This is a genomic window from Achromobacter sp. NPDC008082, from assembly GCF_042957345.1.
Classification (GTDB): Bacteria; Pseudomonadota; Gammaproteobacteria; order Burkholderiales; family Burkholderiaceae_B; genus Achromobacter; species Achromobacter kerstersii_A.
In genome coordinates this window covers 519787-532605 of sequence record NZ_JBIBIB010000007.1, presented here as the reverse complement: position 1 = coordinate 532605, position 12819 = coordinate 519787, and the positions used below count along the sequence as shown (strand labels likewise).

At 64.9% G+C, this 12819-nt stretch carries 11 protein-coding genes; all 11 read left to right on the top strand.

Translation table 11 applies throughout. From position 1 onward, the window contains the following. The first annotated feature begins 255 nt into the window (after window positions 1-255). Window positions 256-1836 (top strand): TerC family protein, encoded by a 1581-nt coding sequence (locus ACFZAI_RS28525; protein ID WP_391570230.1) that lies wholly within the window; start codon window positions 256-258, stop codon window positions 1834-1836. 357 nt (window positions 1837-2193) lie between these two features. Next, window positions 2194-2949, top strand: a complete 756-nt coding sequence (locus ACFZAI_RS28520; protein WP_391570229.1) for a hypothetical protein — start codon at window positions 2194-2196, stop codon at window positions 2947-2949. 40 nt (window positions 2950-2989) lie between these two features. Continuing rightward, entirely contained in the window at window positions 2990-3952 is a 963-nt protein-coding gene (locus ACFZAI_RS28515) for a transporter (protein ID WP_391570227.1), read from the top strand. A 27-nt stretch (window positions 3953-3979) separates the two neighbouring features. After that, on the top strand, window positions 3980-5146 hold the full coding sequence (locus ACFZAI_RS28510) for a formylglycine-generating enzyme family protein (RefSeq protein ID WP_391570225.1): 1167 nt from the start codon (window positions 3980-3982) through the stop codon (window positions 5144-5146). Between the two features lie 52 nt (window positions 5147-5198). After that, on the top strand, window positions 5199-6170 hold the full coding sequence (locus ACFZAI_RS28505; RefSeq protein ID WP_391570289.1) for an AAA family ATPase: 972 nt from the start codon (window positions 5199-5201) through the stop codon (window positions 6168-6170). Between the two features lie 8 nt (window positions 6171-6178). Next, window positions 6179-7129, top strand: a complete 951-nt coding sequence (locus ACFZAI_RS28500; protein WP_391570223.1) for a DUF58 domain-containing protein — start codon at window positions 6179-6181, stop codon at window positions 7127-7129. Then, on the top strand, window positions 7126-7635 hold the full coding sequence (locus ACFZAI_RS28495) for a DUF4381 domain-containing protein (RefSeq protein ID WP_391570222.1): 510 nt from the start codon (window positions 7126-7128) through the stop codon (window positions 7633-7635). The genes ACFZAI_RS28500 and ACFZAI_RS28495 overlap by 4 nt, the downstream gene beginning before the upstream one ends. Beyond that, window positions 7622-8680, top strand: a complete 1059-nt coding sequence (locus ACFZAI_RS28490) for a vWA domain-containing protein (protein WP_391570221.1) — start codon at window positions 7622-7624, stop codon at window positions 8678-8680. Before ACFZAI_RS28495 ends, ACFZAI_RS28490 begins: the two co-directional genes overlap by 14 nt. Further along, complete coding sequence (locus ACFZAI_RS28485; protein ID WP_391570220.1) at window positions 8665-10338, top strand: VWA domain-containing protein; 1674 nt, start codon at window positions 8665-8667, stop codon at window positions 10336-10338. Before ACFZAI_RS28490 ends, ACFZAI_RS28485 begins: the two co-directional genes overlap by 16 nt. Then, window positions 10335-11762, top strand: a complete 1428-nt coding sequence (locus tag ACFZAI_RS28480; protein WP_391570219.1) for a hypothetical protein — start codon at window positions 10335-10337, stop codon at window positions 11760-11762. Before ACFZAI_RS28485 ends, ACFZAI_RS28480 begins: the two co-directional genes overlap by 4 nt. After that, window positions 11759-12763, top strand: coding sequence for an HAD family hydrolase (locus tag ACFZAI_RS28475; protein ID WP_391570218.1), 1005 nt, complete (start codon window positions 11759-11761; stop codon window positions 12761-12763). The genes ACFZAI_RS28480 and ACFZAI_RS28475 overlap by 4 nt, the downstream gene beginning before the upstream one ends. Window positions 12764-12819 lie beyond the last annotated feature (56 nt).

The following is a 12819-nucleotide window of genomic DNA, read 5'->3' as shown; positions in this document are numbered from 1 at the left end:
GACCGAAGACCCCCCGCCTAGCAGGGCGCCCAGGCGCCCGAAAACTTTCCGCTTTGCAACCGCCGCCGGCTCCGCCCGGCGCGCCGATCCGGTCCGCGTCGTCGCAGCCACGCCTCAATTGGCGTGCCGCGCACCGCCGCAAGCGCCGCCGGGCTTTATCGCCCAACGCTCCCCGCTTGACCTCATACTCACCTTTCAGCAAGGCGGAGCCGCCGCGTGTGCGCGCTCCAAACCTGCGACTACTGCGGACTAACGATGATTTTCGATTGGATGAACGACCCCACCGCCTGGCTTGGCCTGGCGACGCTGGTCATTCTTGAAATTGTTCTGGGCATCGACAACCTGGTGTTCATCGCCATCCTGGCCGACAAGCTGCCGCCCGAGCAGCGCAATCGAGCACGCTTGATTGGCCTGACGCTGGCGCTGGTGATGCGTCTGGGCCTGCTGGCCAGTATTGCGTGGGTGGTGACGCTGACCGCGCCGCTGTTCACCGTGTGGGGCGCGGAAATTTCCGGGCGCGATCTGATCCTGATCCTGGGCGGCTTGTTCCTGCTGTTCAAGGGCACGATGGAACTGCACGAACGCGTGGAAGGCAGCGCCAGCCACGACGCTGGCCAGAAGCCGCAACACGCCGTGTTCTGGCAGGTGATCTTGCAGATCGTGGTGCTGGACGCCGTGTTTTCGCTGGACTCCGTCATCACGGCGGTCGGCATGGTGCAAGACCTGAGCATCATGATGATTGCGGTTGTGCTGGCGATGGCCGTGATGATGGTGGCCAGCCGTCCGCTGATGGCGTTTGTGGGCCGCCACCCGACCGTGGTGATCTTGTGCCTGGGCTTGTTGCTGATGATCGGTTTCAGCCTGGTGGCTGAAGGTCTGGGCTTCCACGTGCCCAAGGGCTATCTGTATGCGGCCATCGGCTTTTCGATCTTGATTGAGCTGTGCAACCAGCTGGCCCGCCGTAATCGCGCCAAAGGCACGCACGCGCTGGGACGCCGCCAGCGCACGGCGCGCGCCGTGTTGCGCCTGTTGCACGCGGGGCGTGCCGGCCAAGCGGGCCAGCAAGCCGACGAAGTGGTCGCGCTGGTCGATAGCGCGGGCGACGAGCCGGCGTTTGCGCCCGAGGAAAGCTCCATGATCGAACGCGTGCTGTCGGTGGGCACACACGACGTGCGCTCCATCATGGTGCCGCGCGGCGACATGGTCTGGTTGGATGTGGCCGATACGCCGGATGTCATCGTGCGCAAATTCGCCAGCGGCCATTCGCGCTTGCCGCTCTGCGCGCAAGACGTGTCAAACGTGCTGGGCGTCTTGCATTTCAAGGACTTGCTGCCGCTTTTGCAGAACCCCGGCCCGATTGACCTGGTGGAATTGGCTCGCGAACCGCGCTATGTGCTGGAGACGACGCCGGTGTTGCGGGTGTTGGAAGAACTGCGCGCCTCGCGCGACCACATGCTGATTGTGGTGGACGAGCATGGCGTCTGCGAAGGCCTGGTCACGCCGATGGACGTGCTGACGGCGGTGGCGGGCGAACTGCCCGAACACAGCGAAGACCAGCCCGAAGCCTTGCAGTTGTCCGATGGTTCCTGGCTACTGGAAGGGCGCTTGTCGGTGGGCGAGGCCGCGCGGTTATTGAACACGCCGGCGCTGGCCGAAGACTATACCGAGGACGCCACGCTGGCCGGTTGCCTGCTGCGCGCCGTCGGCCGAATTCCCGAGGCGGGCGACACGATCGCCTTGCGCGACTGGGGCTTTGAAGTGACGCGCCGCGATGGTTTGCGGATTGATCAGGTGCACGCGCGGCCGGCCGCGCAGGGTAGCGCCGAAGCGCGCTGATGCAGGGCTGGGGCAGTGCGCAATCCGCACTGCCATAACGCGCACAGCGGAGCCACCTTGACGGGTGCCTCCGCTGTTTTTTTGCAACACCCCATGCAATAAAAGGGCCGTTTCCCATAGCGCGCCGGGCGGGAATATTCGCCTTGACGCCTGACTTGGGGATCGCAACACTCTGTGCGAATATGGCGGCATATTTAACTCTTCTTATTTTCTTTATTAACAATTAACAGAAGATTCCTAGTTCGACGGCGTGTCTTTGCATTTTGTCATCTCTGTATTGGAGAACAGCGCATGGGCAGTACGAGGTCTAAGGCAAGAGAGTTACGCAGGGCAAGCACGGGTTCATGGTTGGCGTTCTTGGCCACAGCGGCATTCTCCACCGGCGCCACTGCGCAATCCGCCGACGATGCGAACAAAAGCAATAACCCGCTGAATCTGGCGGCGTCTCTAAATTTTCAGAACTACTACACGCCGAAATTATTCGGCACCAATGCGCATACCAATGATTTTCTGATCCGGCCAACGATACCCATCGCGCCGGGCGACCTCGTTGGCGTGCCGCAGATATTTCGCGTTACGGCCCCGGTCAGTACCCGGCCTCAAGCAGACGGCAGCTACAAAACCGGCTTGGGCGACGTCAATATCTTCGACATCTTTCTGTTGCGCCAAGGAGCGTTGGACATCGGCATCGGGCCGATGCTGACGATGCCGACCGCCACCAGCTCCGAAACCGGCGCGGGCAAGTGGTCAGCAGGGCTGGCCGGCACCGTGGTCAGCGCCAGCAAGGAAGGCCTGATGGGGGCGCTGGTGGAATGGCAGCATTCTTTCGCAGGCCAAAGCCGGCGCGACACCGTCAATACCGCCACGTTCCAGCCATTCCTGATTCGTAATTTGCCGCAAGGCTGGTACTTGCGTTCGACGGCGACCTGGACGTTCGACTTGCAGAAAAGCGATTACTACATCCCCGTTGGACTGGGCGCGGGCAAGGCCTGGCGCGTGGACAAAAACATCTTCAACGTCTTCGTCGAACCGCAATGGACGGTGGCGCACAAGGGCGAAGGCTTACCGCAGTTCACGGTTTTCGCTGGGTTGAACATTACGTTCGGCCATTGATTGATTGCATTCCTATCGAAACGTAGAGAGCGTTGAGAACATGCAGAACGTTGTGAAGTCATGGCGTAGCGGGTTGGCCATCGCTGCGCTCGCCGCATCCGGCACTGCCCATGCCACCGAAGGCGCACTGGGCCGGCAGATCACCGGCACCAATGTGCAGCCCAATGCGGGCATCGTGTCTCCCGAGCCGATCTGGGCGGTGAACTTCGCCCAGATCTATATGGACGGGAAGATCGGCGGCAGCCGCGAAGTGCCGGTGGGCGGCAGGACATCGCTGGGGCTGGACGGGCAGGTGGCGTTCACGCTGGCCACCGTCCTCAAAACATGGGACACCGGCCCCGGACGCTGGAACTTCGCGTCCAGCTTCACCTTGCCGTATGTCTACACCAAGGTGAACTCCACGTTGACAGGGCCGGGCGGCCGCTCGGTGGGGGATTCGGACAAGGCGTCGAACCTGTTCGACCTGTATTTTTCCCCGATCATCGCGGGCTATCACTTTTCCGAAACGTCCCACATGGCGCTCAGCCTGAACATCTGGGCGCCCACCGGCAAGTACAACGCCAATGACATGGCCAACCCCAGCCTGAACAACTGGACGTTCATTCCCCAAGTGGCCTACACGAAGATCTTTCCGGAGTCCGGCTTTCAGCTGGACACGGTGGCGGGCGTGCAGTTCTACACGCGCAACAACGCCACCGACTACCAGAATGCGCCCATCTTCAGCATGGACGTGATGGGCCGCAAGATGTTTAGCAACGGCGTCAGTGCGGGGCTGATCCTGGGCACGATGCAGCAGCTGGGCAGCGACACCGGCCCCACGGCCGACCGGCTTAACGGATTCAAGGGCAGAGATTGGGCGCTGGGCCCGATCGTCACGTATGACACCAAACTGGCGGACAAACGCTCGCTGTCGTTAAGCCTGCGCTGGGTGCCCACCATCAGCAGCACGAACCGCCTGGACAGCACCAGCACGTTCATGGGAACGGCCACGCTGGTGTTTTAAAGACTTTGATATCGGATGGTGATTCAGATGACGGCAACGCAAACAAAACACAAGGCCCGCCTGGTTGGCGCATTGCTGCTGGGCGGCGTGGCGCTGGGCGTTGCGGCCAGCACCGCCTATCTGGTGTTGGGCGACGATGGCCGCCCCGAAGCCGTCAAGGTGGTGCTGGGGGATGGCAAGAACGGCCCGCCCGGCATGGCCTGGGTGCCGGCGCGTGAGTTCCTGATGGGCAGCAGCCACAAGCTGGCGCAGCCTAACGAGATGCCCGCGCACAAGGTGTCCGTCAGCGGCTTCTGGATGGACGTGAACGACGTCACCAACGCGCAGTTCCGCCGCTTCGTCGAAGCCACGGGCTACGTCACCACGGCCGAGCAAAAACCGAAGTGGGAAGACTTGAAGGTGCAGCTGCCGCCCGGCACGCCGCGCCCGGATGACAGCCTGCTGGTGCCTGGCGCGATGGTGTTCGTCGGGACCGAATCCGAGGTGTCGCTGCGTGATTACTCGCGCTGGTGGCGCTATGTGGCGGGCGCCAACTGGCGTCATCCGCAAGGCCCCGCCAGCTCGATCGCGGGCAAGGATGATCACCCCGTCGTACAGGTGTCGTATGAAGACGCTCAGGCGTACGCGAAGTGGGCCGGCAAGCGTTTGCCTACCGAGACGGAATGGGAAATGGCGGCGCGCGGCGGACTGGAGCAAGCCACTTACGCCTGGGGCGAAGAGCTGCTGCCGCAAGGCAAGGCCATGGCCAACATCTGGGACACGCAGCAACAGCAGCCATTCCCGGTTGTGAAGGATGAAAAGGTGCAGGTGGGCACCATGCCCGTGGGCAGCTTTTCGCCCAATGGCTATGGCCTGTATGACATGGCCGGCAACGTCTGGCAGTGGACGTCAGACTGGTATCGCGCCGACGCCTTCAAGATTCAGGCGCAGTTCCGCAAACCGCCGGTAGACCCGGCCGGGCCGTCAGACAGCTTCGACCCCGATGACGGCATCGTGCCCGCCGGCGCACCTAAGCGAGTGACACGCGGCGGCTCATTCCTGTGCAGCGATACCTATTGCATCAGCTACCGCACCAGCGCGCGGCGCGGCACGGACCCGATGAACGGGATGTCTCACTTGGGATTCCGCACGGTCATGACGACGCAGCAGTGGAAGCTGGCCCAGGCCAACAAGCACGGCGTCGCCAGCCGATGACGCCATCGCGTCGCCACGACGCGGCAACCACGCTAAGGAATAGGGCATGCCGATAGCCAACCGCGACAGCATCCTGGAACTGGAGCGCGCCATCGCCCAGTCCGTGTTGGGGCAGGACAGTGTGATTCGCGAGGTGTTGCTGGGCCTGCTGGCCGATGGCCATGTGCTGCTGGAAAGCCTGCCAGGCCTGGCCAAGACCCGCACGGTCAAGGCGCTGGCCGCGCATCTGGCGGCGGACATGAGCCGCATTCAGTTCACGCCGGACTTGCTGCCGTCCGACATCACCGGCGCGGAAGTGTTGCAACAGGATGCGCAAGGCAATAGCCGCATCCAATTCCAACAGGGTCCGTTGTTCGGCAATTTGATTCTGGCTGACGAGATCAATCGTGCGCCCGCCAAAGTGCAGGCGGCCTTGCTGGAAGCGATGGAAGAGCGGCAGATCACCGTGGCGGGCACGACGCACCGCATGCCCCAGCTGTTCATGGTGCTGGCCACGCAGAACCCGATCGAGCAAGAAGGCACGTATCCATTGCCCGAAGCGCAGATGGACCGCTTCGTCATGAAGATCGTGCTGGACTACCCCGACGCCGCCAGCGAAATCCGCATGCTATCGCTGCTGCGCGGGGAATCGCAGCAGAACGGGGCGCCCGTTGATGCGCGCTTGCCGCAGGAAACGCTCTTTGCGTGCCGCGCCGAGATCAACCAGGTGCATGTGTCCGACACCTTGGACCGCTATCTGGTTGACCTGGTCAATGCCACGCGCCACCCCGCCGACTACGACGCAGACCTGGCGCGCTGGATTCAGGTGGGCGCTAGCCCGCGCGGCGCCATTGCGCTGGACAAGGTGGCGCGCGCTCACGCCTGGCTGGCGGGGCAGGAATTCACGTCGCCCGATGATGTGCGCAGCGCGGCCAAGCCCGTGCTGCGGCATCGGCTGCATTTGTCTTACGACGCGGTGGCGGATGGTGTGACGGCCGATCAGGTGATCGGCAAATTGCTTGATGTTGTGGCGATTCCCGTGTGAGCCCAGCCATGGCCACCCCCGCGCCCATGCCCGACGTCCATGTCCGCATTCCGGACCTGATGGCGTTGGAACCGGCGGCGCGCGGGTTGCGCTTTTCCAGCCGGCAGCCCATCAACAGCATCCTGGCGGGCCAGCATGGGTCGCGGCTGCGCGGACGCGGGCTGGACTTCGAAGAATTGCGCCGCTATCTGCCGGGCGACGATCTGCGCCAACTGGACTGGAAGGCCTCGCAGCGTTTGGGCAAGCCTTACATCCGCACCTACAGCGAAGAACGCGACCGCCCGGTGCTGGTGCTGGTGGACCAGCGCATGGGCATGCACTTTGGGTCGGTGCGCAGCTTCAAATCGGTGGTGGCGGCAAGGCTGGCCGCCATGTCGGCGTGGATGGGGTATCAGGCGGGCGACCGCGTCGGCGGCCTGGTGTTCAGCGACGACGGCATCGACGCCATTCGCCCCTTGCGTAGCCGCGAACGCATCCAGGCCTTGTTCGCCGCCATCGTCCGGCGCAATCAGGCGTTGCGCGCGGATGCCCCGGACGTGGACGCGGCCAGCCGCCTGAACCAGGCGCTGCAAGGGGCGCTGGCCCAGGCGCCGCACGACAACCTGATCTGCCTGATCAGCGACTTTGCCGGCGCCGATGACAAAACCTTGCGGCTGCTTCGCACCCTTGCCGCGCACAACGACGTGATTGCCACGCTGGTCTACGACCCCTTGGCGGTGCACATGCCGTTGCGCGGCCGCTTGGTGGTGACGCAGGGCGAATTGCAGGTTGAGGTGGCGGCCGACAAGCGGCAGGTGCATCAGCCCTTGTCGGACTTCTTCACGGGCCGGCTGCGCGACGTGGCGCAACTGCTGCGCCGCAGCCATGTGCCGCTGCTGTCCATCGACACGGCCAACGACACCTTGACGCAATTGCGCCGTGAACTGGGCCGTGAAGCCGGGGCAGGGAGGCGCGCATGAACGCCAGCGCCGACAGCGCATTGCCCTCGGTGGACCAGTTGGTGCAACTGCCGTTGCCCGCGCCGGTCAGCTATTGGCCGCAAACGTGGGGCTGGCTTGTGGTGCTGGCGGTGGCGGTGGTGCTGGGTGGCTGGCTCGCGTGGCGCGCGGTGCGAAAGCACCAGCGCAACGCCTACCGCCGCGCCGGTTTGCAGCGTCTGGAAGCCCTGCGAATCGCCGCGCAGGCAGATACGTTGGCGGCGCGTGAATTGCCTGATCTGCTCAAGCGTGTCGGCCTGTCGTCGGTGCCGGAGGGCGAACGCGCGCAGGTTGGGGCATTGACGGGCGAGGCCTGGCTGACATTCATGACGCGCAACGGCGGCGCATTCACGCCAGATACTGAGGCGCTGCTGCGTGTGCTGGCCTACGCGCCGCCCGACGCGGTGCGCGCAATTCCGCCTGCTCGCTTGCAATCCTTGTTTGCCGCCAGCCGGCAGTGGATGGAACGGCACCATGTGGCGGCTTGAATACCCCTGGCTGCTGATCCTGCTGCCGCTGGGGTGGCTGGCGTACCGCTATCTGCCCGCCTATGTGCAACGGCGCGGGGCCTTGCGCATTCCTTTTTTTGAATCCGTCGCGCGGACAATAGGGCAGTCACCCCAGCGCCCCGGGGTGCGGCGCGACGGCTGGCAACTGGCGCTGAACGTTCTGGTCTGGGCCTTGCTGGTGCTGGCCTTGGCGCGCCCGGAGCGTGTCGAGCCGCCGCTGGAACATCGCCTGCCGGTGCGCGACTTGATGCTGGCGCTGGACATTTCCCAGTCGATGGAAACGCAGGACTTCGTTGACCCGTCGGGGCAGCGCAAGGACCGCCTGAGCGGCGTCAAGGCCGTGGTGGCGGATTTCATCGCGCGCCGCAAGGACGACCGGCTGGGCCTGATCGTGTTCGGCACGGCCGCGTATCCACAAGCGCCGCTGACGCAAGACCACGCCACCCTGAGCCTGCTGCTGGATCAGGTGACAACCGGCATGGCGGGGCCGAATACCGCCATTGGCGATGCGATTGGCGTGGCGATCAAGCAGCTTGAACAAGCCAAAGAACGCGACAAGGTGCTGATTTTGCTGACGGACGGCAACGATACCGGCAGCGCCGTGCCGCCCGACCGCGCGGCGTCGATGGCGGCCGACCGGCACATCACCGTGCACACCATCGGCATTGGCAACCCCCAGGCGCAGGGGGAAGACAAGGTGGATTTCGCCGCGCTGCAACGGATTGCCAAGGCCACGGGCGGGCGCTTCTTTTCGGCGCAGGATCAGGCGTCCCTGCAACAGGTGTACGCCACGCTGGACCAAATTACGCCGCACGAGGTGCGCGAACTGCGCCATCAGCCCAAGCAGGACTTCTTCTGGATTCCGCTGGGTCTGGCGGTGCTGCTGCTGGCGGTGTGGCATGTGGGCGCCAGCCTGCGCGCGCGCTGGGCAGGCAGATCGGCAAGCACGGCAGGCGGCGGAGCAGACGCAGCAAGCGAGGCAGGCGGTGCCGCTGCCAAGGAAGACGCGTGGACGTCGACCTGAGCGCCTTCCATTTTCTGCGCCCTTGGTGGCTGATGGCGATACCGCTGGCGGCGTTGTTGCTGTGGCTGGGCCGGTCGCCAAGCGGTCGTTTGGGTTGGGGCAGCACGATTGCGCCCGCCTTGTTGCCGTACCTGATCGTGAACGCACCGGGCAGCCGGGGGCCGCGCCCGATCCATGCGGTGGCGGCGCTATTGATGCTGGGCGGCATTGCGGCTGCCGGCCCGACGTGGCAGCAAGACCTGCCGCCGTTTCTCGACAACCAGGCGCCGCTGATCGTGGCCGTGGACTTGTCGCCGTCCATGGACGCCGCAGACGTGCCGCCCAGCCGCTTGCAGGCAGCCAAGCACAAGCTGCATGACCTGCTGGCGCGCCGCGCGGGCGCCAAGACAGGGCTGATTGCCTACGCGGGCTCCGCGCATCTGGTGCTGCCGCCCACGGACGACCCCAGTCTTGTCGACCTGTTCATCCAGTCCTTAGCCACCGAGCTGATCGCCGCGCCCGGCAAGGATGCGGCCGGCGCGATCAACGTGGCCGCCTCGGTATTGAAATCCACGCAAGCGGGCGGCACGGTGCTGCTGGTGACAGACGGCGCGGACACCAGCCAGTTGCCGCAGGTGGAACAGCTGGCCAAGGCGGCCGACTTCCAGATACTGGTTCTGGCCGCGGGTGCGTCGGATGGCGGCGTGTTGCGCGATGCCCGGGGGCAGCCGCGCATGGACAAGGACGGCAAGCCCGTGCTGGGCACGTTCGACGCCAGCGCCATCAAGCAACTGGCGCAAGCCGCGCGCGCACCGCTGGGCAGCCTGACCTTGAATGACGACGACCTGGACTGGGTGACGCTGCACGCACAGCGGCATTTCCAGGAAGTGCAGAACGCGGGGCAGGCGGTGCACTGGAAGGACATGGGCTACTGGCTGTGCTGGCCACTGGCCATCCTGGCGCTGCTGTGCCTGCGGCGCGGCTGGAACGTTAACTGGCTGGCTGGCCTGATGCTGGCGTGTCTGGCGGGGTGGTATGCGCCTGACGGTCATGCAAACCCCAACGCAAACCCCAACGCAAACCCCGACGCCAACGCCACCCCTGGCCGCAACGCCAACCCCGTTGCCGGCGCCATCGCCAACGCCTTCTTCACGCCCGACCAGCAAGGCCGCTGGGCCTACGAGCACCACGATTACGCCCGCGCCGCCGCCGTATTCCAGGACCCGTACTGGAAGGGCCGCGCCGCCTACGACGCGGGCGACTACCCCTTGGCCCTGGCGGCGTTCGCCCGGCTGGACACGGCTGAGGCGAACTTCTATGTAGGCAATACCCAGGCTCGGCTGCGCCATTATGACGACGCGCTTGCCGCGTATGACCGCGCCTTGCGTCAGCACGCAGACTTTCCGGAAGCCAAGAAGAACCGCGAGCTGGTCGCCAAGCTGCAAGCCGCCATCGAGGCCGAGCAAGAAGACGACAACAACGATCAAAAGCCCGACGATGTCGCCCAAGACAATAAGAAAGGCGCGGGCAAAATGACGCAGGTCGAGGTAGCCAAAGCGTCGTCCGATGATGTGTGGTTGCGCAACCTGAGCTTGTCGCCCGCGGGCTTTCTGAAGCAGAAGTTCGCGATTGAAGATGCGCGCAGGGGCGCGTCCGCACCGGCGGGAGGCCGTCCATGACGTTGATGCGCCGGCTGGGAAGGCTGATGGGGCTGTTGGCGCTGATCGCCTTGGGCGCGCATGCGTACGCGCAAGCCCAAACCCAAACCCAGGCCCCGGCCCAAACCCCGCCGCAGCCGACCGACTCGGGTCCCCAATTGCGCGCAACGGCACGCATGTCCACCGACACGCCGTTGACGGTGGGCGGCACCGCCACCTTGCAAGTCGATGTGCTGACGTCCACCTGGTTTACGCAGCCGCCAGAACTGCCGCCGCTGAACATCCCCGGCGCCATGGTGACGGGCCCCACCGGTGACGCGACGTTGATCCGCGACACCATCGACGGCGTGCCATATAGCGGATTGCGCTTTGCCTACCTGATCAGCCCGACGACGGCGGGCGCGCTGCAAGTGCCCGCTATCGCGATCCGTGTTCAGGCCGGCCAGGCCAAAGGGCCGCTAACGGTGCAGACGCAGCCGCTGGACGTGCAGGCTTCCGGCCCCCCGGGTGGCGCCGCGGCCGGCTCGGGTCATCTGCTGGCGGCAACGGCGGTGCATTTGACCCAGCAGATTCAGTATTCCGCGCAACCGCCGTCGGTGGGCGACCACATCAGCCGCGTCATCACGGTGCAGGCGCAAGGCGCGCAGGCCATGCTGATTCCGCCGCCTGCAAGCCCCGACGTGCCGGGCCTGAAGGCGTACCGCTCAGAACCCGTGCTGACGCAGTTGTCGGATAGCCGGGGCAGGTTTCTAGGCGGACAACGGGTCGACCGGATCGACTACGTGGTGGAACGCGCCGGGTCCTATGCGTTGCCCGACGTCGAACTGCCGTGGTGGAACCTGACCACGAAGCAGGCTGATCGCGCCGTGTTGCCCGGAGAGCGTTTCGAGGCCAAGGCTGGGGCCGCGTACCAGACGCCATTTTCAATCCAGCAAGATTTGCGAGATCTGGGGAGGCAGGCGCAGGTGCGCATCCCCGGCGGCTGGCTGCTGGTGGCCGCCGTGTTGATCGTCGTGGCGCTGGCGGTATGGCTGGGCGGGCCAAGCTGGCGCCGGATCACACGTTGGACCCGCGAACGTGCGCGGGCATTGCGTGTCCGTTGGCAGGCGTCGGAACCGTATGCCGCCCGCGCCATGCGCAAAGAATTGGCCCAGCCGACTGGCCGCTTGAACGCGCTGTATCACTGGCTGCGCTTGAGCCGCCGTTCGGTCTCGATGGCTGACGCCACGGCGGGCCTTGCGCCGGATCTGCGCAATGGCGGGGCCGCGGCGATGCGTGATTGCTATGGCGCCACCCCGAATCCCGCCCGGGGGCTCCACGCCTTTCGCCTAGCCACACCGCGCTGGCGACAGGCATTCCGCGCCGACGTTGCCCGCGCGCGCCAAGAAGACTTGTTGCCGCTGAATCCCCGCAAGATCGACCGCCACTCCGGAGACCCCCGATGACCCTGACCCGGCGCACCGCGCAACGCCTCTTCGCCATGCTGGCGCTGCTGTTTCTGGCCAATCTGGTGCACGCCCAGACGGCACTGCCGTCCTGGAACGATGGGCCGTCACGCCAGGCCATCGTGGAGTTTGTGGCGGCGGTTACCCAAGAGGGCGGGGCGGATTACGTCGCGCCCGCCGACCGCATTGCCGTCTTCGACAACGACGGCACGCTGTGGAGCGAGCAGCCGCTGTACTTCCAGCTGATCTTCGCGCTGGACCAGATCAAGGTGATGGCGCCCAAGCACCCGGAATGGTCGCAAGAGCAGCCGTACAAAGCCGCCATCGAAGGCGACCGCCAGGCGCTGGCCGCGTCCGGCACCGAAGGCCTGCTGAAGATCGTGGGCGTGACGCATACCAACATGACGACGCAGGCCTTCTCGGATGAGGTCAAGCAATGGGTCAAAACGGCGCAGCACCCGCGTTTCAAGCAGCCGTACACCAGCCTGACCTACGCGCCCATGCGCGAACTGCTCGACTATCTGCGCGGCAACGGCTTCAAAACCTATATCGTGTCGGGCGGCGAAGTGGAGTTCATGCGCGCCTGGGCGCAGGATGTCTACGGCATTCCGCCCGAGCAAGTGATCGGCACTACATTCGTCACCGAGTTCCAGATGCAGGACGGCAAGCCGGTGCTGATGCGCACGCCCAAGTTGGACTACAACGACGACGGCCCGGGCAAACCCGTGTCGATCAACAAGTTCATCGGCCGCCAGCCCATCTTTGCGTTCGGCAATTCGGATGGCGACCTGCAAATGCTGCAATGGACGATGGCCGGGCCCGGCAAGCGCTTTGCGGGTCTGGTGCATCACACCGACGCCAAGCGTGAATGGGCCTATGACCGCGAATCAAAGATCGGCAAGCTGGACAAGGCCCTGGATGAGGCCAACAGCAAGGGCTGGGTCGTGGTGGACATGGCGCGCGAATGGAAACGCGTCTACGCGTTTGAGATGCCAAGATAAGTTGGAAAACCAGAAGGCCAGGCCGGCGCCAGCACGGAGCCGGGGCAACACGCTAG

What these genes read in the sequence shown, in the direction of transcription:
- ACFZAI_RS28525 (WP_391570230.1), top strand. Translation starts at nt 256, where the DNA reads ATGATTTTCGATTGGATGAACGACCCCACCGCCTGGCTTGGCCTGGCG.
- ACFZAI_RS28515 (WP_391570227.1), top strand. Translation starts at nt 2,990, where the DNA reads ATGCAGAACGTTGTGAAGTCATGGCGTAGCGGGTTGGCCATCGCTGCG.
- ACFZAI_RS28510 (WP_391570225.1), top strand. Translation starts at nt 3,980, where the DNA reads ATGACGGCAACGCAAACAAAACACAAGGCCCGCCTGGTTGGCGCATTG.
- ACFZAI_RS28500 (WP_391570223.1), top strand. Translation starts at nt 6,179, where the DNA reads ATGGCCACCCCCGCGCCCATGCCCGACGTCCATGTCCGCATTCCGGAC.
- ACFZAI_RS28495 (WP_391570222.1), top strand. Translation starts at nt 7,126, where the DNA reads ATGAACGCCAGCGCCGACAGCGCATTGCCCTCGGTGGACCAGTTGGTG.
- ACFZAI_RS28490 (WP_391570221.1), top strand. Translation starts at nt 7,622, where the DNA reads ATGTGGCGGCTTGAATACCCCTGGCTGCTGATCCTGCTGCCGCTGGGG.
- ACFZAI_RS28480 (WP_391570219.1), top strand. Translation starts at nt 10,335, where the DNA reads ATGACGTTGATGCGCCGGCTGGGAAGGCTGATGGGGCTGTTGGCGCTG.
- ACFZAI_RS28475 (WP_391570218.1), top strand. Translation starts at nt 11,759, where the DNA reads ATGACCCTGACCCGGCGCACCGCGCAACGCCTCTTCGCCATGCTGGCG.